Origin of the sequence: Clavibacter quasicaliforniensis, assembly GCF_051201715.1 — a bacterium.
Taxonomy (GTDB): domain Bacteria; phylum Actinomycetota; class Actinomycetes; order Actinomycetales; family Microbacteriaceae; genus Clavibacter; species Clavibacter seminis.
In genome coordinates, this window is sequence record NZ_CP139624.1 from 1500480 (window position 1) to 1520727 (window position 20248).

The window sequence follows — 20248 nt, forward strand, 5'->3', positions numbered from 1 at the left end:
CAGGCGGTTAAATGACAGACAGCACGGCGCCCATGGAGACGAGATCCTCGGGCAGGCACAGCGGCAACGGGTCGCGTGGATGGAAGACGTTCCTCCGGGACGTCCTCGTCATCTTCGTGGTGGCCCTCCTCGTATCGATCCTGATCAAGGCGTTCCTGATCCGGTCGTTCTACATCCCCTCCGCGTCGATGGAGGACACGCTGCAGATCGACGACCGCATCGTCGTGAACCAGCTGACCCCGCGGCTCATGCCGCTGCAGCACGGGGACGTCGTCGTGTTCCGCGATCCGGGTGGCTGGCTCACGCCCTCTCCCGAGGTCGACAAGCCGCCCATCGCGGCCGCGGTCGACTGGGCCCTCACCACGGTGGGACTGTCGGCGTCCGACAGCAACGACCACCTCATCAAGCGCCTCATCGGCCTGCCGGGCGACCACGTCGTCTGCTGCAACTCCCTCGGCCAGATGAGCGTCAACGACGTGCCCCTGGACGAGCCGTACATCAAGCTCGTCCCCGGGGACACGCGTGCGTCCGACGTCGACTTCGACGTCACCGTCCCCGCGGACTCGCTCTGGGTCATGGGCGACAACCGCGGCAACTCCTGGGACTCGCGCTACAACCAGGACGGGCCGACGAAGGGCTTCGTGCCGATCGACCACGTGGTCGGTCGCGCGTTCGTCATCACCTGGCCCATCGACCGCTGGTCCATCCTCAGCGACCACCCCGAGACGTTCGGCGACGTGCCCGACGCGGTCCCCGCCGGCTGATGCCGGTCGCGGATCCCACCCTCGATCTGGAGCACGAGCTCCTCCGCGCGGGTGCCGCCCTCGTGATCGGCTGTGACGAGGTGGGCCGAGGAGCGCTCGCGGGGCCCGTCGCCGTCGGCATGGCCGTCGTGGGGCCGGACGCCGTGGGATTCCCGCCCGGTCTCCGTGATTCGAAGATGCTCAGCGAGAAGCGCCGCGAGGCGCTGCACCCGGTCGTCGCCGGGTGGGTCCGGCACTCGGCCATCGGCATGGCCTCCGCGGCCGAGGTGGACGAGCTCGGGATCACGGCCTGCCTCGGCCTCGCCGGGCGCCGCGCGCTCGTCGAGCTGCACCACGCCGGCGTCCCGCTGCTGGCCAGCGTCGTCCTGCTGGACGGTGCGCACGACTGGCTCACGCCGCATCTCGCCCACCCCGTGCCCGTGCGCCTGCGCGTGAAGGCCGACCGCGACTGCGCTTCGGTGGCCGCGGCCTCCGTGCTCGCCAAGGTGGAGCGCGACCGCATGATGGCCGTCTGGCACGAGGACCTGCCCGAGTACGGGTGGGCGGGCAACAAGGGCTACGGCAGCGCCGCGCACCTCGACGCCATCCGGGCACGTGGTGCCTCGCCCCTCCACCGGCGCACGTGGCTCTCCGGCGTGCTCGGGGACGCCACGCGCTGACGCACGGGGAGGGATGCCCGGGTCGGCTCCCTCGGCGGAGGGCGGCCCCGCGGGCGGTTAGGATCGACGGACCATGGATGACGACGAGTTCGAGGACTACGACCGCGAGGTGGAGCTCGCGCTCTACCGGGAGTACCGGGACATCGTGTCCCAGTTCAAGTACGTGGTCGAGACCGAGCGGCGCTTCTACCTCGCCAACGAGGTCGAGCTCGTGCGGCGCGACACGGAGCACGACTTCTACTTCGAGCTGAGCATGACCGACGTCTGGGTCTGGGACGTCTACCGCTCGGACCGGTTCGTGAAGTCCGTCCGCGTGCTCACCTTCAAGGACGTGAACGTCGAGGAGCTGTCGGCGAAGGAGTTCGAGCTCCCCAAGGAGCTCGCCATCGACGAGTAGGGCTCCTGACGGGATCCCTCCCCAGGCGCTCGCCCGACGCGCACCGCACGCCCTCGCAGCCCATGGCCGACCACGGTGCTGCGGTGGCGCATCCTCCTCGCGGAGGTGCGCATGACACGCGAGCAGGACCTGGGACGACGCGGCGAGGAGCTCGCCGCGCAGCATCTGATCGGGCGCGGGTACACGCTCGTCGAGCGCAACTGGCGGTGCCGCGAGGGCGAGATCGACCTCGTGATGACGCACGCGGGCACGACCGTGCTCGTGGAGGTCAAGACGCGCGCGGGGCTGGGGTACGGGCATCCGCTGGAGGCGGTCACGCGTGCGAAGGCCGCGCGGCTGCGGGTCCTCGCGGGCCTGTGGTGCCAGGCGCACCCCGAGCGGCGCGGGCCCGTGCGGATCGACGTCGTGGGAGTGGTCTGGCCCCGGGGCGGGCAGCCGTCGGTCGAGGTCGTCCGGAGCGCCTGCTGATGGCCGTCGGTCGCACCCTCGCCGTGGCCCTCTCCGGCCTCGACGGAGCCCTGGTCGATGTCGAGGCCGACATCACGAGCCAGCTCCCCGGATTCGTGCTCATCGGGCTGCCGGACGCCGCGCTCAGCCAGGCGCGCGAGCGGGTCCGCGCCGCGACAGGCAACGCAGGATGCGAGTTCCCGGTCCGCCGGGTCACCGTCAACCTCTCGCCGGCCGTCCTGCCGAAGCACGGCTCCGGCTTCGATCTCGCGATCGCCCTGGCGGTCCTCGCGGCGGGCGGATCGGTGTCGGCGGAGTCCGTCGCCGGCACCGTGCACCTCGGCGAGCTCGGCCTCGACGGGAGGCTGCGGCCGACGCACGGCATCCTGCCCGCCGTCCTCGCGGCGCGTCGTGCCGGTGTCCGGCGGGTGATGGTGCCGCGCTGCCACGCGGACGAGGCGTCCCTCGTGCCCGACATGCGCGTCATACCCGTGGCGGGGCTGCGGGATGCGGCGATCCACCACGGCGCCGAGCTCGAGCCGGAGCCGGAGGAGGTCGACGCCATCCCCGCGGCGTCCACGGAGACCGGACCGTCGCGCGTGCTCGGCGGCCCGGAGGCCGCGGAGCCGTGCCTGGGTGACGTGGTCGGCAACGAGGAGGCCGTGGAGGCGCTCGTGGTCGCCGCGGCGGGCGGGCACCACATGTTCCTGCTCGGACCGCCCGGCGCGGGGAAGACGATGCTCGCGCAGCGGCTCCCCGGCCTCCTGCCCGACCTCGACGAGGAGGCCGCGTTGGAGGTCGGCTGCATCCGGTCGCTCTGCGGGGAGCGGCTGGGACCCGAGCTGCCCGTTCGTCCGCCCCTGGAGGCCCCGCACCACACCGCCAGCGCCGCGGGGATCGTGGGCGGCGGCAGCGGCCGCATCCGTCCGGGGGCGGCTGTGCGCGCCAGCGGGGGAGTGCTCTTCCTCGACGAGGCGCCGGAGTTCGCGGGCGCCGTGCTGGACTGCCTGAGGCAGCCGCTCGAGTCGGGCGTCATCAGCATCCACCGGGCCAACGGCGTCGCCCACTTCCCGGGGCGCTTCCAGCTGGTGATGGCGGCCAACCCGTGCCCGTGCGGTTCGTACGGCGTCGCGGGTGCTGACTGCTCGTGCCCGCCCCAGGCTCGACGGCGCTACCTGGCCAGGCTCTCCGGCCCGCTCATGGACCGCATGGACATCCGACTCGGCGTCCGTCGGGTCACGACGGCCGTGCACCTGGCGGCGGGAGACGCACCCCGCGTCACCACGCGGGCTGCGCGGCTGCGGGTCGCCGCAGCTCGTGCGGCGGCCGCGGAGCGATGGGCCGCGACGCCGTGGCGCACCAACGCCCACGTCTCGGGCACCTGGCTCCGGCGCGAGGCGCGCATCGCCCGCGGCGCGACGGCCTCCCTCGATCGAGCGCTGGACCGCGGGCTCCTCACCATGCGCGGCTACGACCGGGTCCTCCGCATCGGGTGGACGCTCGCGGACCTGGAGGGCGCGTCGAGCCCCGACGCGGATCATCTGGGCCGGGCCCTCCTGCTGCGAGGCGCGTCGTGATCGCCGGCGGCGACGGAGGCAGCGTGGTGGACGACGCGCATGCCTCCGAGGGGGCGGTCCACCGCTCCCCATCCCGCTCGGGAGGCCGAGCTCGGCCCGCGGAAGCACCGCGGAGCAGCATCGCGGGGCCCGATTCGGCACGTGCGCGCGCCGTCGCCCGTCTCGGACTCCCGGCGAGCGATCTCGGGGAGCTGATGGCCGCGCTCCGCCCCGCTGCCGCATGTCCGGGCGCGGACTCGAGCGACGCTGATGCGGAGGAGGTGGCGGCGCGCTGCACGTGGTCCGGCATCGCCGAGCCCGGCGATCGCGTCGCCGGGGCGGTCATCGGCGTGCTCGGCGCCTGCGCGGCGCTGGCCTCCGTGGTCGACGGCTGCTCGGCCGACGCGGTCGTCGGGGCGATGCTCGACGCCGGGCTCCACCTGGAGGCGGACGGGCGCGCTGCGCTCGTCGGCGAGGTCGACGGGGCGCACGGTGGCGTTCCTCGCGGGTGGCGTCGACCGTCTCTACCCGTCCGGTCACACGGAGCTCTTCGCGCGGATGCGACGCGACGGGGCGGTGGTGTCCGAGCTGCCGTGCGGGGCCTCGCCGACGCGCTGGAGGTTCCTCCTGCGCAATCGCCTCATCGCCGCGGTCAGCGCGGCCACCGTCGTCGTCGAGGCGGGTGCGCGCAGCGGGTCGCTGAACACGGCGAACCACGCGGTCGCGCTGGAGAGGCCGCTCGGGGCCGTGCCGGGCCCGGTGACGAGCGTGTCGTCATCGGGGTGCCACCGTCTCCTCCGCGAGTCCCAGGCGGTGTGCATCACGTCGGCCGACGATGTGATGGAGCTGCTGCCGGGCTGGAGCGGGTCGGGCGCGCAGGTCCGTGATCCGGAAGCCCCGCATGCGCCATCTCGCACCGCGCCGAGCGCACCCGACGCCGCCCGCGCGGGCACGCGCACCGCTGAGGTCCGAGGCGATCCGCGCGTCGTGCGCGTGCTGGACGCCCTCGCCGTCCGACGCGGGCGCGAGACCGCCGACGTCGCGGCGCGAGCTGGTCTCGGGCTCGCCGAGACCTCCTCCGTGCTGGGCATGCTCGAGCTCGAGGGGGCAGTGGCCCGACCGGACGGGGGATGGGTGCGGCGATCCGGATCCCGGTGACGCGTCCGGCCCCCGGACAGGCGACCTCGTGTCCGCAGGTGAGCCCGCGCCGCACGGCGCGCGGATCCACGTAGCCTTCGTGGATGGACAGGGTGCGGGTCGACGGCGGACGCGTCGGGGGCGAGGGCGGAGGTCCGCGGTCCTCGCGCGGCGCGGGTGCCACGACTACGCTCACGGACGACATCGCCGCATTCGGGACCTCCATGGTCCGGGAGCGGGGGAGCGCCGCCCACACGGTGCGGGCCTACTCCGCCGACCTGCGGGACCTCGCCGCGCACGCCGCCCGCCAGGGCGTCGCGACGTCCGCCGCCCTCGACCTGGAGGTGCTGCGCGACTGGCTGTGGCGCGGATCCCAGGCACGGCTGGCGCCCGCGACGCTGGCGCGACGCTCGGCCGCCGTGCGGGGCTTCGGCGCGTGGCTCCTCCGCACGGGCCGCGTCGACGCCGACCCGGCCGTGCGGCTCAAGGCGCCGCGGGCGGGATCCCATCTCCCTCGGGTGCTGGCGCGCGAGCAGATGTCGGCCCTCCTCGCCCGACTCGCCGCACGGGCTGCGGAGGACGACCCCGCCGCGCTCCGGGATCTCGCCGTCATCGAGCTGCTCTACGCGTCCGCGCTCCGGGTCTCCGAGCTGACGGGCCTCGATCTCGGCGACGTCGACGCCTCCCGCCTCACGGTGCGCGCGGTCGGCAAGGGCGATCGCGAGCGGGTCGTGCCGTTCGGAGTCCCCGCCGCCGAGGCGCTCGACGCCTACGTCGCGCGAGGCCGTCCCGGGCTCGTCTCGTCACGGACCGGGACGGCGTTGTTCCTCGGGGCGCGCGGAGGACGGCTGGGTTCGCGCGCCGTCTACGGCCTCGTGGCCTCCCTGCTCGCGGACATCCCCGGATCGGGGCCGCAGGGGCCGCACGCCCTCCGGCACACGGCGGCGACGCACCTGCTCGACGGGGGAGCGGACCTCCGCACCGTGCAGGAGATGCTCGGCCACGCGAGCCTCGGGACGACGCAGATCTACACGCACGTCTCGATCGAGCGGTTGCAGCGCAGCTACGAGGGAGCCCACCCGCGCGCCTGACCCGCACGGGCGCGCGCGACCGGATCGAGCGCGTGCTCCCTCCGGAGACGCCGGGGTCGAGGCCGCCTCAGGGATCCAGGGGCAGCAGCACCGCGTGCTGCAGCGCGGCCAGCAGCAGGGCCGGATCCACGTAGTCGCCGTGCAGGCGCGCCCCGAGGTGCAGCCCGCCGTCGGGCTCGTGGCGAGGCGCCGCGGCGAGCGTGCCGATGACCTGCCCGGCCACCACCGCGTCGCCCGCGGCGACCAGGGGGACGACCGGCTCGACGGAGGACACGTAGCCGTCCGCGTGCCGGATGCTCACGACCGGGCGATCCACGACCACGCCGGCGAAGGAGACGGTGCCCGCGGCCGGAGCGCGGACCTCGCCGCCGGGGGAGACAGCGACGTCGATGCCCCGGTGGCCAGGACCGTACGCCGTGGTCGGCGCCTGGAACGGACGCGTGACCTGATGCGGCGGATCGACCGGCCACTCCCATCGCGGCGTCGCGGCGTCGGACGACGAGGCAGGCGGCGCATCCGCCGAAGCGCGTGCGGTGCGGCCCGGCGTCGTCCCGCCGACGAGCAGCCCCACCACGAGCGCCGCCGCGCATGCCCTCCGTCGTGCCGTACCGCCGCGCATGCGCATCCCCTTCCCCGGCGGACGCGTCCCGGCCTCCGGTCGGCCGCATCATGCCCCCTGCGACGCCGGATCCTCGCCCGGTGCCCGCCCCGGCGGAGAAGTGGCAGAGTGGTCCGTTGTGAACGAGACGACGACCCCCCAGGATGACAAGAAGCTCCAACGACGCGCGATCGGCCTGGCCGTCTCGGCCGCGGTGGGTGGCTTCCTCTTCGGGTTCGACTCCTCGGTCATCAACGGCGCGGTCTCCGCGATCCAGGGCCGGTTCGAGCTGAGCGAGACGCTCATCGGCTTCGCGGTGGCCAGCGCGCTCCTCGGCTGCGCGCTCGGCGCCTACCTCGCGGGTCGCATCGCCGACCGCATCGGCCGCAGGTGGACCATGATCATCGGCGCCGGCTTCTTCTTCATCAGCGCCTTCGGCTCCGGCTTCGCGTTCAGCGTCTGGGACCTCACGATCTGGCGCGTCATCGGCGGCCTCGGCATCGGCATCGCGTCGGTCGTCGCCCCCGCCTACATCGCGGAGATCTCGCCGAAGCTCCTCCGCGGCCGCCTCGCGTCGCTGCAGCAGCTCGCGATCACGCTCGGCATCTTCACGGCCCTCCTCTCGGACGCCGTGTTCGCCGCCGCGGCGGACGGAGCCTCCGGGGAGTTCTGGTTCGGCCTCGAGGCCTGGCGCTGGATGCTCCTGGTCTGCGCGATCCCCGCCGTGATCTACGGCGTCCTCGCGTACCGCCTGCCGGAGTCCCCGCGCTTCCTGGTCGAGAAGGGCCGGAAGGACGAGGCGCAGTCGATCCTCGCGAGCGTCTGGAAGCAGGAGGACATCGACCGAGCGAGCCGCGACCTCGAGCGCCAGATCGAGGAGGACCGCGTCGCGAAGCGCACCGGCACCCTCCGCGGGAACAAGCTCGGCCTGCAGGGCATCGTCTGGATCGGCATCATCCTGTCCGTGTTCCAGCAGTTCGTCGGCATCAACGTGATCTTCTACTACTCCACGACGCTCTGGCAGGCCGTCGGCTTCGACGAGAACCAGTCGCTGCTCACGTCGGTCATCACCGCGGTCACGAACGTCGCCGTGACCTTCATCGCCATCGCGCTCGTCGACCGCATCGGCCGTCGCCCGATCCTCCTGTCCGGCTCGCTGGCCATGGCCGTGTCCCTCGCCGTGATGGCGATCTGCTTCAGCCAGTCGTCGACCGTCGACGGCGACGTGGCCCTGCCGCAGCCCTTCGGCGTCATCGCGATCATCGCCGCCAACGTCTTCGTCATCGGCTTCGGCGCCTCGTGGGGTCCGCTCGTCTGGGTGCTGCTCGGCGAGATCTTCCCGAACCGGATCCGCGCCAAGGCCCTCGGCGTCGCCGCCATGGCCCAGTGGATCGCGAACTTCGTCATCACCGTGTCGTTCCCGGCGCTGTCCGCCTTCTCGCTGCCCTTCACCTACGGCATGTACGCCGCGTTCGCCGCGCTGTCCTTCGTATTCGTGCTCACGAAGATCCCGGAGACCAACGGGATGTCGCTCGAGGAGGCCGAGACGCTGTTCGTCGACAAGCCCAAGAAGCGCTCGAAGGCCGCGCGCGCCTGATCCGTCGCGCCGCCCCGTCGATCCTCCGGCGGGTGGTACCATCGACCAGCACCCGATCCAGGTCGGGTGACTACGCGTGCCCATCAGGCCGCCGCATCCACTCGGTCCCCTCGTGGCGATGATCCCTGTCGCCGAAGGGGCGGATGCGCGCCGGGCACCAGGATCAGCGGTCGTCCCGACCGCCGAGCGAACCGACGAGGCGCGCCGCGACAGCGCGCGCCGGAACAGGAGTACGGCCATGGCCGTCGTCACCATCCGCCAGCTGCTCGACTGCGGCGTCCACTTCGGTCACCCGAAGACGCGCTGGAACCCGAAGATGAAGCGCTTCATCTTCACCGAGCGCTCCGGCATCTACATCATCGACCTGCAGCAGTCGCTGGCCCTCATCGACAAGGCGTACGACTTCGTCAAGGAGACGGTCGCCCACGGCGGCACCATCCTCTTCGTCGGCACCAAGAAGCAGGCGCAGGAGTCCATCGCCGAGCAGGCGCAGCGCGTCGGCCAGCCCTACGTCAACCAGCGCTGGCTGGGTGGTCTGCTGACCAACTTCCAGACCGTGCACAAGCGCCTCAACCGCCTCAAGGAGCTCGACCTCGTCGACTTCGACGACACGACGCGCGGCTTCACCAAGAAGGAGCTCCTCATCCAGCGTCGCGAGCGCGACAAGCTGGAGAAGAGCCTCGGCGGGATCCGGAACCTGACCAAGACGCCGTCGGCGATGTGGGTCGTGGACACCAAGAAGGAGCACCTCGCGATCGACGAGGCGCGCAAGCTCGGCATCCCGGTCATCGGCATCCTCGACACCAACTGCGACCCGGACGAGGTCCAGTACCCGATCCCGGGCAACGACGACGCGATCCGCTCCGTCGCGCTGCTGACGCGCATCATCGCCGACGCCGCGGCCGAGGGCCTCATCCAGCGCCACCAGAAGCCCGACGCCGAGGGCTCCGCCCCGGCCGAGCCGCTGGCCGACTGGGAGCGCGAGCTGCTCGAGCAGGGCGACGCCGCCAAGGCCGAGCTGCCCGTCGAGGAGAACGACGTCGACGCCGAGGTCTCCGCCAAGAACGAGGCGAAGTCCGAGGACGAGGTCCCCGCCCCCGTGCACGCCCCCGAGTCCGACGACGCCACCGAGGCGAAGATCGAGGCCGAGGCGACCGAGGCCGAGGCAGCGCCCGCCGCGACGGCCACGGTCTCCGAGTAGTCCGACCACACGCATCATCCCGACGGGCGGGCGCGGGGAACCGCGCCCGCCCGTCGGGCACTCACCTCCGGGAGAACCCCGGATCACCACCTACAGAAGGAGTCCATGAGCATGGCGAACTTCACTGCCGCTGACGTCAAGGAGCTGCGCGACCGCCTCGGCGCCGGCATGATGGACAGCAAGAACGCGCTGGTCGAAGCAGACGGCGACATCGAGAAGGCCATCGAGATCCTGCGCCTCAAGGGCCAGAAGGGCAACGCCAAGCGCGGCGACCGCTCCACCGCCGAGGGCCTCGTCGCCGCGTCCACGCAGGACGGCGCCGCCACCCTCATCGAGCTCGCGTGCGAGACCGACTTCGTCGCCAAGAACGACAAGTTCATCGCGCTGTCCGAGTCCGTCCTCGCCGCTGTCGTCGCGGCCGGCGCGTCCACCGTCGAGGAGGCCCTCCAGGCTCCCGCGGGCGAGCAGACCGTCGACCAGCTGATCAGCGACCAGGCCGCGATCCTCGGCGAGAAGATCGCGCTCCGCCGCGTCGCCCGCCTCGCCGGCGAGCACCAGGAGGTCTACCTCCACCGCACGTCGAAGGACCTCCCGCCCCAGGTCGGCGTCGTCGTCGACTACAGCGGCACCGACGCGGAGACCGCGCGCAGCATCGCCCAGCACATCGCGTTCGCCAACCCGGAGTACCTCGCCCGCGAGGACGTCCCGGCGGACAAGGTCGAGGCCGAGCGCGCCATCGTCACCGAGATCTCGCGCAACGAGGGCAAGCCCGAGGCCGCCCTGCCGAAGATCATCGAGGGTCGCCTCACCGGCTTCTTCAAGCAGGTCGCGCTCCTCGAGCAGGACTACGCGAAGGACAACAAGCAGTCCGTGAAGAAGGTCGTCGAGGCCGCCGGCCTCACGGTCACCGGCTTCGCCCGCTTCAAGGTCGGCGCCTAGCACCACCACGGGGAGCCCGGGTCGCATGCGACCCGGGCTCCCTTCTCCATGTCCGGGAGGGCGGTCGCGAGGCGCCGCCGCCCCCGCCGGGCAGCACAGTACATTGGACCGGGGCCGGATCCGGCGACCGGAACGCGAGGACGGGAACAGCACCTATGACCGATCAGACCACCACCCGCCGCGTCCTCCTCAAGCTCTCCGGGGAGTCCTTCGGCGGCGGGCAGATGGGCGTCGACCCGGACGTCGTGAGCGCGCTCGCGCGCGAGATCGCCGAGGCCGCGAAGACCGTCGAGGTGGCCATCGTCGTCGGCGGCGGCAACTTCTTCCGCGGCGCGCAGCTGTCGCAGCGCGGCATGGACCGCGGTCGTGCCGACTACATGGGCATGCTGGGCACCGTGATGAACGCCCTCGCCCTGCAGGACTTCCTCGAGCAGGCCGGCGCCGCCACGCGCGTCCAGTCCGCCATCTCGATGACCCAGGTCGCCGAGCCGTACATCCCGCGCCGCGCCGTCCGGCACCTCGAGAAGGGCCGCATCGTGATCTTCGGCGCCGGTGCCGGTCTTCCCTACTTCTCGACCGACACCGTGGCTGCGCAGCGCGCCCTCGAGATCCAGGCCGTCGAGGTCCTCGTCGCGAAGAACGGCGTCGACGGCGTCTACACGGGCGACCCGCGCACGGACTCGTCCGCCACGCTCCTCGACACCGTCACGTACCAGGACGCCCTGCAGCGCGGACTGAAGGTCGTCGACTCGACCGCCTTCAGCCTCTGCATGGACAACGACATGAAGATGGTCGTCTTCGGGATGGAGCCGGGCGGCAACGTCACCCGCGCGATCCGGGGCGAGCGCATCGGCACCATCGTCTCCAACTGACGGACGGCGCTCCGCCGGCGGCCCCGAGGGGCCGAGTCGCGGCCGGAGCGCCTCCCCATCCGCGTTAAGATCGACCGGGCGCCCACCGCGCCCGTGCTACCGAAGGAGAACCCGTGACCGTCGCCGAAGTCCTCGCAGATGCCCGAGACCGGATGGGCAAGGCCGTCGAGGCGGTGAAGGAGGACTTCGGGAGCGTGCGCACGGGTCGTGCCAACCCCGCCCTCTTCCAGAAGGTGATGGTCGAGTACTACGGCAGCCCGACGCCGCTCGGCCAGCTCGCGAGCATGAACAACCCCGAGGCGCGCACCCTCATCGTCACGCCCTACGACAAGACGGCCCTCAAGGAGATCGAGAAGGCACTCGTCAACGTCCCGAACCTCAGCGCGACGGTCGGCAACGACGGCGAGATGGTCCGGCTCACGCTCCCCGAGCTCACGGAGGACCGCCGCAAGGAATTCGTCAAGATCGTCCGCGGCAAGGCGGAGGAGGGGCGCGTCAGCGTCCGCAACATCCGCCGCCGCTCCAAGGACGAGCTGGACGCGCTCAAGGGCGAGGTCGGCGACGACGAGGTCGCGCGCGGCGAGAAGGAGCTCGAGGCCCTCACCAAGACGCACACCGACCAGGTCGACGACGCGCTGAAGCGCAAAGAGACCGAACTCCTCGAGGTCTAGGTGGCCAGCCCCGAGGATCCCGCCGAGCGGGCGCCCGTCGTGCCGCCCGCGTCGGGCCCCGACGGCGCTCCGCGGATCCGGCGGCACCGCGGCCGCGTGACGCGCGCCGAGTTCGAGGCGCAGGTGCAGGCCACGCGTGCCGACCTGACGGCGCAGGTCCGGGCGACCCGCGCCTCGCTCGAGGCGACGAACGACCGCATCAACGCCCGCACGGGGCGCAACCTGCTCTTCGCGGTGAGCGTCGGACTCCTCCTCGGCGGGGTCGTCCTCGTGAGCCTCGTCGTCGTCAAGCAGCTCTTCCTGGTCATCGCCGTCGCCCTCGTCGCGTTCACCGCCTACGAGCTCGCCACCGCGCTGCGCCAGGCCGGCCGCCGCGTCCCGCGCGTGGGCTCGGTGATCGCGGTCGTCGCGCTCATGCCCATCACGTACTTCGGCCGACCCGACGGGCAGTGGCTGGGCCTCCTGGGTGCCATGGCCTTCGTCGCGCTCTGGCGCGTGGCGGAGCAGGCGCTGCCCGCACGGCGGACTTCCGCGCGCGCGGTCGTCGGCGACATCGGCTCGAGCGTCTTCCTGCTCGCCTACGTGGGGCTGCTCGGATCGTTCGCCGTGCTGCTGACGGCGGGCGACGGCGGCGAGTGGTGGACCCTCGCCTTCCTCATCCTCGTGGTGTGCTGCGACACGGGCGCCTACGTCGCCGGGCTCAACTTCGGCAAGCACCCCATGGCGCCCACGATCAGCCCCAAGAAGACGTGGGAGGGCTTCGCCGGCGCTGTCGTCGCCGCGGTGCTCGCCGGGATCCTGCTCTCGCTGTTCATGATCCAGCAGGAGTGGTGGTTCGGCGTGATCCTCGGCCTCGTCATCGTGGTCACCGCGACCCTCGGCGACCTGGCCGAGTCGCTCATCAAGCGCGACCTCGGCGTCAAGGACATCAGCTCATGGCTGCCGGGCCACGGCGGGTTCCTCGACCGCCTCGACTCCGTGCTGCCGTCGGCCGCCGTGGCCTATGCGCTGTTCCTCATCGTCACGGGAGCTTCCTCGTAGGATGTCCCGGATGACCACCACCTTCCCGAGCGCCGGGCGCCGCGAGCGCGGCTACGACCCGGACCAGGTCGACGCCTTCCTGCGCGACGCGCGCCGCTGCTACGACGACGAGGCCGACCGCTCGCTGACCTCCGAGACCATCCGCCGGGTGTCCTTCGACATGCGCCGCGGGGGCTACTCGGCCGCCGCCGTGGATCGCGTGCTCGAGCGCCTGGAGGACGCCTTCGCCGTCCGGGAGCGCGACCGCACCATCGCCCGGGTGGGTGCCGATGCCTGGAACGCGGAGGCGCGTCGCGCGGCGCAGGAGATCCTCGACCGGGTCAGCCGGCCGACGGGGGAGCGGTTCGACCGCGCCGGGCTCCTGACCACGGGGTACGACCGCCGCGAGGTCGACCGCTTCGCGGACCGGGTCGCCAAGTACTTCCGGGGCACCAAGCCCATGAGCGTCGACGACGTGCGCACGGTGGCGTTCCATCCGCGCCGCGGCGGCTACCGCGAGGCGCAGGTCGACCTGCTCCTGGACGCCGTCATCGACGTCATGAACGCCGTCCGCTGATCCATCCGCCGCTCCTCCCCGGCGCGATCCGCCTGGCAGGACGCCCCCGATCCGGTCCGGGAGTCGCCATCCGGGTAACGGTTGGGTAAAGTCGTGCGGAGCCATGGGTAGACACACGAACGATCTCGCTCCTCGCCAGCCGCTCACCACCGCTCCGAGGGCCATTCCCCGACGGCGCTCGGCGTTCTCGCGCGTGGCCGCCCCCACCATCGCATTCGGCGCCGCTGCGGCGTTCATGCTCGTCAACGTCGTGGATCCCACGTCCGGCGCGGTCGCGAACCCGCAGTACCAGGAGTACCAGGCCACGGTCGCCCAGCTGGCCCGCGCCGACGCGCAGTCCCTCACGGTGACCACTGCCGACACGGCCGTGGAGATCGAGCCCGGCTTCGAGTCCGTCGCGGCCCCGCCGCCCCCGCCTCCCGTCGTGACCCCGTCGCCGTCGACCGGGTCGGGCTCCGGCGGGAAGTCGTCCGGCTCCGGCGGTGGCGGTGCCATCGCCATCCCGGATCCGGGAAGCGCCAAGGGCATCGCGCGCAGCATCCTCGCCTCGCAGGGCATGGGCGACGACCAGTACGCGTGCCTCGACTACCTCTGGACCAAGGAGTCCGGCTGGCGGGTGAACGCGTACAACCCCAGCGGTGCCTACGGCATCCCGCAGGCCCTCCCCGGCAGCAAGATGGCGTCCGCCGGGCCTGACTGGCAGACGAACCCCGCCACGCAGATCACGTGGGGCCTCGGCTACATCGACTCGCGCTACGGCTCGCCGTGCGGCGCGAAGGCGCACAGCGTCCTCAAGAACTGGTACTGACGACCGCACCTGGCCCAGCGGCGACGGTGCGTCGGGGGCCCGTCCCGTCGGGCTAGCCTCTGAGCATGGACTACGCGGGCTTAGGCGTCGCCGGGATCGCGACCCTCGTGGCCGTCACGCTCCTGGCGCGGCGAATCGGCGTCGCCACGCCGCTGGTCCTCGTGCTCGTCGGGGTCGGGATCTCGTACCTCCCGGGCGTGCCGCCCGTCGAGGTGCCGCCCGAGCTGATCCTCGCGGGCATCCTGCCGCCGCTGCTGTACGGCGCGGCCGTGACGGTGCCGCTCGTGGACCTCAGGCGCAACCTGCGCACGATCGTCAGCCTCTCGGTGGTGCTGGTGCTCGTGTCGGCCTTCGGGATCGGCCTGCTCCTCTACGCGCTCTTCCCGAACCTGTCCTTCGCCGGCGCGCTGGCCCTCGGCGCCGTGGTCAGCCCGCCCGACGCCGTGGCCGCGACGAGCATCGCGCGCCGGCTCGGCCTGCCGCCGCGCCTCGTCACCGTCCTCGAGGGCGAGGGTCTCGTGAACGACGCGACGGCGCTCGTCCTGCTGCGGACCTCGATCGCCGCCGTCGGCGCATCCGTCGACCTGTGGCAGGCCGCGGGCGGCTTCGTGCTCTCCGCGGTGGGTGCCCTCGCCATCGGCGTGGCTGTCGGCATCGTCACGACCGAGGTGCGTCGACGGCTCGACGACCCCGTCCTCGACACCGCGATCTCCTTCGCCGTGCCGTTCGTGGCCTTCATCCCCGCGGAGGAGGTCGGGGCGTCCGGCGTCCTCGCGGTGGTGGCCGCGGGCATCTGGTCGGGCCATCGGAGCGCCTCGACCCTGTCGGCGCAGTCGCGCATCAACGAGCGGCTGAACTGGCGGACCGTGCTGTTCCTGCTCGAGAACGGCGTCTTCCTCGTGATGGGGCTGGAGCTCCGGGACATCATCGACGAGGTGCACGAGGCCGACCTCGGCGTGGACACCGCGGTGGCCTACGGGATACTGACGCTCGTCGTCCTGACGCTCATCCGCTTCGGCTTCCTGGTGCCGCTGCTGCTGGGCCTCCGGCGGCACGAGGAGCACGTCGCGGCGCGCACGCGTCGGGTGCGGCGGGGGCTCGAGCGGCTGCGCCGGGAGCGCGGCGACGATCGTCCGTCACGGCGGGAGCGGGCCGCCGCGCGGATCCTCCGACGACGCCGGGCCGACCTGCAGGCCCTCCGCTCGCAGGGGCTCGGCTGGCGCGGCGGGCTCGTGCTCGGCTGGGCGGGCATGCGGGGCGTGGTGACCCTCGCGGCGGCGCAGTCGCTGCCGTCGGGGACGCCGTACCGCGCGCAGCTCGTGCTCATCGCCTTCACGGTCGCGATCGTCTCGCTGCTCGTCAACGGCGGCACGCTGCCTGCGGTCATCCGGCTGAGCGGGATCCGCGGCAGCGACGCCGTCGAGGACCAGCGGCAGCTCGCGGAGCTCGTCTCCGAGCTGGCCGAGGCGGGGATCCGCGCGGTCGACGAAGGCGTGCGTCAGCTGCCGGAGGGGACGACGGTGGACGACGAGGTCGTCGAGCGGGTGCGCCGCGACACGGCGCTGAAGGCCGAGTGGGTGACGGAGCGCGCGGACGCCATGGCGGCGGACGACGACGCGCCCCTCAGCCCCCGCGCCGCGTACCTGATGCTCCGACGACATGTCCTGGACGCCGAGCGCGCGGCCCTGCTCGAGGCGCGCGGCACGGGGGAGCACCCGTCCCGCGTGCTCGCCCGGGCGCAGCGCATGCTCGACCAGGAGGAGGCCCGTCTCGGTCGCCAGGCGGACGCCGGCTGACCGGACCCGCCCGCGACGCCGCCTAGGATCGGATCATGCCGCGCAGCAATCGACCCCGGGGGAGACGCGCGCGTGAGGAGGACGACGAGGACGTGCTCACGCGCCTCCTCAGCGGCTCGCAGCACACCGAGACCCGCCGCGGCCGCGTCTGGAACGTGCAGCCCGTCTCGGCGGCGCGTGCCCTCAAGGTCTACCGCTGCCCCGGCTGCACCCTCGACATCGAGCCCGGCCACGCGCACGTCGTCGCCTGGCGCGCCGACGGCATGATGGGCGAGCAGAGCGACCTCGCCGCCCGCCGCCACTGGCACACCCACTGCTGGAAGGTCTCATGACGGACATCGCGCCCCGCCCCATCACCAGCTCCACCGAGCTGCCCGCTCGACGCGAGGACGTCGAGCTCGTGACCGCCGACGGGCTGCGGCTCGTGGGGGAGCTCGCGCTCCCCGCCGACCGGGACCCCGTGGCGACGCTCGTGACGCTGCACCCGCTGCCCACGGCCGGCGGCTTCATGGACTCGCACGTCCTCCGGAAGGCCGCGCTCCGCCTGCCCGCGATGGCCGGGCTCGCGGTGCTGCGCTTCAACACGCGCGGCACGACGTCCGCGCGCGGCACGAGCGACGGAGCGTTCGACGGCGGGGACGCCGAGCGGTTCGACCTGGCCGCCGCCATGGACCTCGTGGCGGCGCGCGGCCTGCCCGCTCCGTGGATCGTCGGCTGGTCCTTCGGCACCGAGATCGCGCTGAAGCACGGTCGCGGGCACCCGATCGAGGGCGCGATCCTGCTGTCGCCGCCCCTGCACCGCGCGACGGCCGACGAGGTGGCCGCGTGGCACGGCGATCCGCGTCGCCTCGTGATCCTCGTGCCGGAGCACGACGACTTCCTGCAGCCGGCCGAGGCGCGCGAGCGCTTCGCGTCGGTGCCGGAGGCGGAGCTCATCGCGGTGGACGGCGCCAAGCACCTGTGGGTGGGGGAGACGCAGGTCTCGCGCGTGCTCACGGAGATCGTGCGCACCGTGGCACCCGGTGCGCTGCCGCTGCCGACGGAGTGGCCGATCGCGCGCTGAGCCCGCGGAGGATCCCCAGGACCCGCGGTCAGCGCTCGTTCTGCAGCGGGACCGCGACCTGGCGGATGATCAGCAGCACGGCGGCGGCCACCGGCACCGCGATGAGCGCGCCGAGCACCCCGAGCAGCGTCCCGCCCGTGAGCGCAGCGATGACGACAACGACGCCGGGCACCTTGACCGCCCGGTTCATGATGTTCGGGCTCAGCACGTACGCCTCGATCTGCATGTAGACGAGGTAGTAGATCGCCACGGCGATCCACGTGTTCATCGACTCCGGCAGCAGCACGATCTGGCCGAGCACGATGAGCGCCGAGCCCGTGATCGTGCCCACGAGCGGCAGCAGCGAGAACAGGAACGCGATGAACGCCCAGACCGCGGGCAGCGCTGCCCCGACGATGCTGAGGTAGACGAAGCTGAGCACGCCGTTGCAGAGCGCGAGCCCGACCTGGCCCATGACGTAGCGGCCGACCGACTGCGTGATCTGCTCGGCGATGTCGGCGAAGCGCGCCCGCCGCGTGGCCGGCACGAGCTTGTACAGGCCGCTCTTGAAGGAGTTGAGCGAGGCCGTGAAGTACATCGTGAGGATCACGACGATCACGAGGCCGAAGAGGAAGTTGCCGATCGTGAAGGCGACGGTGATGACGTTGCCCGTGATGGTCGCCACGTTCGAGGCGTTGGAGAGGTACTGGACGAGCTGGTCGGCGCCTGTCTGCACGTCGAAGACCTCGCGCGGCACGAACGACTGCAGGTTCTCGATGAACTGGTCGCCGCTCACGCTCTGCGCGTACTGGACGATCTGGGTGACAAGGGCGCTCGCCTGGTTCACGACGACGGGGATGACCGCCAGCAGCACGCCGGCGAGGGAGCCGAGCAGCACCAGGAAGATGACGAGGATCGCGACCGGGCGCGGGACGCCCTTGCGCTCGAGGAAGGTCACGAGCGGATCGATGCCGAGGGCCAGGAAGATGGCCGTGCCCACGTAGGTGAGGACGGTGCCGAGCGACACGAGCGCGCCGCCGATGACGAGGGCGGTGAGCACGCCGAGACCGGCCAGGAGGCCGAGGCGGTAGGGGTTCTGGATCTTCACGTCTCAGGGCTTCTCGAGTCGGCGCGCGCTCAGCGCGCGGCGCGGGGTTCGTCGTCGTCGGATGAGGAGTCGTCCGCCTGGGTCAGCACTCCGCGGACGTTCTCGAGGTACGCGGCCACCGACTCGCGCTCGATCCTAATGCGGTCGAGGCGCTCCTCCGCGTCGGCGAGGGTCTCGCGAGCGCGGCGCTCCGCGTCGGCGACGGTGTCGCGGGAGCGGCGCTCCGCGTCGGCGATGGCGGCGCGCGCGTCGTGGTCGGCGTCCTCCCTGGCCTTCCGCGCGGCGTCGCGGCTCTCCTTCGCGAGCGCCTCCGCCTCCTCGCGCGTGGAGGCGAGGAGAGCGGTGACCTCCTGCAGCCGCACCTCCGCCTCGCCGAGATAGGCGGCCGTGCGCTCCGCGGCCTCGCGCTGGCGCTCCGCGGCGTCGCGTGCGTCGTGGTCGCGACGGGCGGTGATCTCGGCGTCGAGATCGAGGTGGCCCTGTTCGATCTCGCGGCTGAGCAGCAGGCGCGCCTCGTCGGCCTCGGCCGCGAGCTCGCGCCGGGTCTCGGCGGCCTCGCGCTCGAGGCGGAGGCGCTCGGCCTCGCGGCGGTCGGCCTCCAGGGCCTCGGCCTCGGCGATCTCCCGCTCGAGGGCCGCTCGGGCGGTGACTGCCTCCAGCTCGAGCTGGGCGCGCGTCGCCCGGGTCTCGCGCTCCAGGCGCTCGGTGCCCTGGGCGATGTCGCGGGCGAGGTCGGTGCGGGCCTCCTCGACGTCGCGCGCGAGGTCGCCCCGCGCGGTCGCCAGCTCCAGCTCGAGCGCCTCGCGCGTCTCGGCGATCTCCCGCTCGAGGGCGGCGCGGGTCTCCTCCACGTCGCGGTCGAACGCCGTGCGCTCCGCGTGGATCCGGCGGTCGAAGTCGTCGCGCGAGCCCTGCAGCTCGCGGTCCCAGTCGGTGCGCGCCTGCTCGATCTCGCGGTCGAGGTCCGCGCGGTTCTGCTCCTCGAGCTGGGTCAGGGCGATGCGCCGGGTCTCCTCGTCGAGCCGCAGCCGCTCCTCCGTCTCCCGCGCGTCGCGGTCGAGCTCCGCGCGCTCCTCGGCGACGGACTCGTCGTGCCGGGCGCGCGCGTCGGCGAGCTCGCGCTCGAGGGCGCCCCGGGCGAGGACCGTGTCGCGGGCGAGGTCGGCGGCGTCGCGGCGGGCCTCGTCGGTCTCGCGGTCGACGCGCGCGCGCAGCTCGGCGACCTCGCGGGCCGCCTCGGCGCGCTGGGCGTCCGTCTCGCGCTCCGCGGTGGCGCGGAGGTCGGCCACCTCGGTGCGCGTGCGGAGGAGAAGGGCGGCGGCCTCGCGCTCGGCGTCGCTGCGGAGGCCCTCGGCGCGGTCGTCCGCTCGCTCGTGCAGGTCGTCGGCCTCGCGGCGCGCGGCGTCGAGGATCTGCGCGGCCTGCGCTCGGGCGGAGTCCACGAGGTGGCGGGCGGTCGCCTCGGCCTCGGCGCGCTGCGCGTCCGTCTCCTCCTGCGTGGCGCGGCGGAGCCGTCCGGCGTCCGCGTCCGCCTGGGCGACCAGCCGGGTCGACTGCTCCTCGGCGACGCGGAGCGTGGCCTCGAGCCGGCTGCCGAGCCCGGCGAACGTGGGGCTGCCGACCTCGTCCAGCTCGTCGCGCAGCTCCTGCTCGCTGCGGCGGAGGCGCTCGGCCTCGGCACGCAGCTCGGCCCCCTGCTGGTTCGAGCGGATGAGCTCGCGGCGCAGGTCGGCGACGGCCCGGTCGACCTCGTCGCGGTTGTAGCCGCGCATGGCGGGGCTGAACGGCGTGTCGTCGTGGGGCACGGGGGACTCCTTCGCGGGCGGCTCGCGGACGCCGGGCGGGGCGCAGCAGGTGCCGATCCTACCGAGTCGGCGGCCGGCGACCCGGTCCGTCTCCCGGCGCCGGCGGCCCCCGGGGCAGGCGCTCCCAGGGTCGTCCGGTATCCTTCGATGTCGTCGTCCGCCG

Annotated in this window: 21 protein-coding genes; 18 read left to right on the plus strand and 3 right to left on the minus strand. The window is 73.0% G+C overall.

Translation table 11 applies throughout. The features are described from left to right. Nucleotides 1-11 precede the first annotated feature (11 nt). The 7 genes from lepB (at nucleotide 12) to NL142_RS07295 (ending at nucleotide 6051) form a co-directional block, all read left to right on the plus strand. A complete protein-coding gene (gene lepB / locus NL142_RS07265; RefSeq protein WP_194682754.1) occupies nucleotides 12-764 on the plus strand; it encodes a signal peptidase I in 753 nt (250 codons plus the stop codon). Next, complete coding sequence (locus tag NL142_RS07270) at nucleotides 764-1423, plus strand: ribonuclease HII (protein ID WP_194682753.1); 660 nt, start codon at nucleotides 764-766, stop codon at nucleotides 1421-1423. The genes lepB and NL142_RS07270 overlap by 1 nt, the downstream gene beginning before the upstream one ends. Before the next feature lie 73 nt (nucleotides 1424-1496). Continuing rightward, nucleotides 1497-1820, plus strand: coding sequence for a DUF2469 family protein (locus NL142_RS07275; protein ID WP_012298192.1), 324 nt, complete (start codon nucleotides 1497-1499; stop codon nucleotides 1818-1820). A 111-nt stretch (nucleotides 1821-1931) separates the two neighbouring features. After that, nucleotides 1932-2288, plus strand: coding sequence for a YraN family protein (locus tag NL142_RS07280; RefSeq protein ID WP_194682752.1), 357 nt, complete (start codon nucleotides 1932-1934; stop codon nucleotides 2286-2288). After that, on the plus strand, nucleotides 2288-3844 hold the full coding sequence (locus NL142_RS07285; protein ID WP_435081502.1) for a YifB family Mg chelatase-like AAA ATPase: 1557 nt from the start codon (nucleotides 2288-2290) through the stop codon (nucleotides 3842-3844). Before NL142_RS07280 ends, NL142_RS07285 begins: the two co-directional genes overlap by 1 nt. 249 nt (nucleotides 3845-4093) lie before the next feature. Then, nucleotides 4094-4981 carry a DNA-processing protein DprA gene (locus NL142_RS07290; protein ID WP_435081503.1) on the plus strand — a complete coding sequence of 296 codons (888 nt, stop codon included), beginning with the start codon at nucleotides 4094-4096 and terminating at the stop codon, nucleotides 4979-4981. Nucleotides 4982-5073: 92 nt separating this feature from the next. Beyond that, nucleotides 5074-6051: a tyrosine recombinase XerC gene (locus tag NL142_RS07295; RefSeq protein WP_435081582.1), complete on the plus strand. Its 978-nt coding sequence runs from the start codon at nucleotides 5074-5076 to the stop codon at nucleotides 6049-6051. 67 nt (nucleotides 6052-6118) lie between these two features. Here NL142_RS07295 and NL142_RS07300 read toward each other — a convergent pair whose 3' ends face one another. Next, nucleotides 6119-6670, minus strand: a complete 552-nt coding sequence (locus NL142_RS07300) for a murein hydrolase activator EnvC family protein (protein ID WP_435081504.1) — start codon at nucleotides 6668-6670, stop codon at nucleotides 6119-6121. A 118-nt stretch (nucleotides 6671-6788) separates the two neighbouring features. Here NL142_RS07300 and NL142_RS07305 point away from each other — a divergent pair, with 118 nt between their 5' ends. The 11 genes from NL142_RS07305 (at nucleotide 6789) to NL142_RS07355 (ending at nucleotide 17193) form a co-directional block, all read left to right on the plus strand. Further along, nucleotides 6789-8246 carry a sugar porter family MFS transporter gene (locus NL142_RS07305; protein ID WP_308726667.1) on the plus strand — a complete coding sequence of 486 codons (1458 nt, stop codon included), beginning with the start codon at nucleotides 6789-6791 and terminating at the stop codon, nucleotides 8244-8246. 238 nt (nucleotides 8247-8484) lie between these two features. Further along, nucleotides 8485-9447 carry a 30S ribosomal protein S2 gene (gene rpsB / locus NL142_RS07310; protein WP_043587282.1) on the plus strand — a complete coding sequence of 321 codons (963 nt, stop codon included), beginning with the start codon at nucleotides 8485-8487 and terminating at the stop codon, nucleotides 9445-9447. 111 nt (nucleotides 9448-9558) lie between these two features. Then, nucleotides 9559-10386 carry a translation elongation factor Ts gene (gene tsf / locus NL142_RS07315; RefSeq protein WP_012038070.1) on the plus strand — a complete coding sequence of 276 codons (828 nt, stop codon included), beginning with the start codon at nucleotides 9559-9561 and terminating at the stop codon, nucleotides 10384-10386. 155 nt (nucleotides 10387-10541) lie between these two features. Next, a complete protein-coding gene (gene pyrH, locus NL142_RS07320; RefSeq protein WP_043587277.1) occupies nucleotides 10542-11258 on the plus strand; it encodes a UMP kinase in 717 nt (238 codons plus the stop codon). A gap of 152 nt (nucleotides 11259-11410) precedes the next feature. After that, entirely contained in the window at nucleotides 11411-11929 is a 519-nt protein-coding gene (frr, locus tag NL142_RS07325; RefSeq protein WP_045929184.1) for a ribosome recycling factor, read from the plus strand. Then, entirely contained in the window at nucleotides 11930-12970 is a 1041-nt protein-coding gene (locus NL142_RS07330) for a phosphatidate cytidylyltransferase (protein WP_194682746.1), read from the plus strand. Between the two features lie 10 nt (nucleotides 12971-12980). Then, nucleotides 12981-13526 (plus strand): DivIVA domain-containing protein, encoded by a 546-nt coding sequence (locus NL142_RS07335; RefSeq protein ID WP_194682745.1) that lies wholly within the window; start codon nucleotides 12981-12983, stop codon nucleotides 13524-13526. 193 nt (nucleotides 13527-13719) lie between these two features. After that, nucleotides 13720-14334 carry an aggregation-promoting factor C-terminal-like domain-containing protein gene (locus NL142_RS07340; RefSeq protein WP_435081505.1) on the plus strand — a complete coding sequence of 205 codons (615 nt, stop codon included), beginning with the start codon at nucleotides 13720-13722 and terminating at the stop codon, nucleotides 14332-14334. 65 nt (nucleotides 14335-14399) lie between these two features. Next, nucleotides 14400-16130: a cation:proton antiporter gene (locus NL142_RS07345; RefSeq protein ID WP_435081506.1), complete on the plus strand. Its 1731-nt coding sequence runs from the start codon at nucleotides 14400-14402 to the stop codon at nucleotides 16128-16130. Nucleotides 16131-16165: 35 nt separating this feature from the next. Then, the gene (locus NL142_RS07350) at nucleotides 16166-16462 is read left to right on the plus strand and encodes an Rv1322 family protein (protein WP_043587267.1); all 297 of its coding nucleotides are present in this window, start codon (nucleotides 16166-16168) and stop codon (nucleotides 16460-16462) included. Further along, nucleotides 16459-17193 (plus strand): alpha/beta hydrolase, encoded by a 735-nt coding sequence (locus tag NL142_RS07355; protein WP_435081507.1) that lies wholly within the window; start codon nucleotides 16459-16461, stop codon nucleotides 17191-17193. The genes NL142_RS07350 and NL142_RS07355 overlap by 4 nt, the downstream gene beginning before the upstream one ends. 28 nt (nucleotides 17194-17221) lie before the next feature. Here NL142_RS07355 and NL142_RS07360 read toward each other — a convergent pair whose 3' ends face one another. Beyond that, a complete protein-coding gene (locus tag NL142_RS07360) occupies nucleotides 17222-18280 on the minus strand; it encodes an AI-2E family transporter (RefSeq protein WP_012038079.1) in 1059 nt (352 codons plus the stop codon). Nucleotides 18281-18309: 29 nt separating this feature from the next. Next, on the minus strand, nucleotides 18310-20085 hold the full coding sequence (locus NL142_RS07365; RefSeq protein WP_435081508.1) for a coiled-coil domain-containing protein: 1776 nt from the start codon (nucleotides 20083-20085) through the stop codon (nucleotides 18310-18312). Nucleotides 20086-20248 lie beyond the last annotated feature (163 nt).

Excerpts from the sequence above, each read along its gene's own strand:
- lepB (WP_194682754.1), top strand. The coding sequence starts at position 12 with ATGACAGACAGCACGGCGCCCATGGAGACGAGATCCTCGGGCAGGCAC.
- NL142_RS07270 (WP_194682753.1), top strand. The coding sequence starts at position 764 with ATGCCGGTCGCGGATCCCACCCTCGATCTGGAGCACGAGCTCCTCCGC.
- NL142_RS07275 (WP_012298192.1), top strand. The coding sequence starts at position 1,497 with ATGGATGACGACGAGTTCGAGGACTACGACCGCGAGGTGGAGCTCGCG.
- NL142_RS07280 (WP_194682752.1), top strand. The coding sequence starts at position 1,932 with ATGACACGCGAGCAGGACCTGGGACGACGCGGCGAGGAGCTCGCCGCG.
- NL142_RS07285 (WP_435081502.1), top strand. The coding sequence starts at position 2,288 with ATGGCCGTCGGTCGCACCCTCGCCGTGGCCCTCTCCGGCCTCGACGGA.
- NL142_RS07290 (WP_435081503.1), top strand. The coding sequence starts at position 4,094 with ATGCGGAGGAGGTGGCGGCGCGCTGCACGTGGTCCGGCATCGCCGAGC.
- NL142_RS07300 (WP_435081504.1), bottom strand. The coding sequence starts at position 6,670 with ATGCGCGGCGGTACGGCACGACGGAGGGCATGCGCGGCGGCGCTCGTG.
- rpsB (WP_043587282.1), top strand. The coding sequence starts at position 8,485 with ATGGCCGTCGTCACCATCCGCCAGCTGCTCGACTGCGGCGTCCACTTC.
- tsf (WP_012038070.1), top strand. The coding sequence starts at position 9,559 with ATGGCGAACTTCACTGCCGCTGACGTCAAGGAGCTGCGCGACCGCCTC.
- pyrH (WP_043587277.1), top strand. The coding sequence starts at position 10,542 with ATGACCGATCAGACCACCACCCGCCGCGTCCTCCTCAAGCTCTCCGGG.
- frr (WP_045929184.1), top strand. The coding sequence starts at position 11,411 with ATGGGCAAGGCCGTCGAGGCGGTGAAGGAGGACTTCGGGAGCGTGCGC.
- NL142_RS07335 (WP_194682745.1), top strand. The coding sequence starts at position 12,981 with ATGACCACCACCTTCCCGAGCGCCGGGCGCCGCGAGCGCGGCTACGAC.
- NL142_RS07345 (WP_435081506.1), top strand. The coding sequence starts at position 14,400 with ATGGACTACGCGGGCTTAGGCGTCGCCGGGATCGCGACCCTCGTGGCC.
- NL142_RS07350 (WP_043587267.1), top strand. The coding sequence starts at position 16,166 with ATGCCGCGCAGCAATCGACCCCGGGGGAGACGCGCGCGTGAGGAGGAC.
- NL142_RS07355 (WP_435081507.1), top strand. The coding sequence starts at position 16,459 with ATGACGGACATCGCGCCCCGCCCCATCACCAGCTCCACCGAGCTGCCC.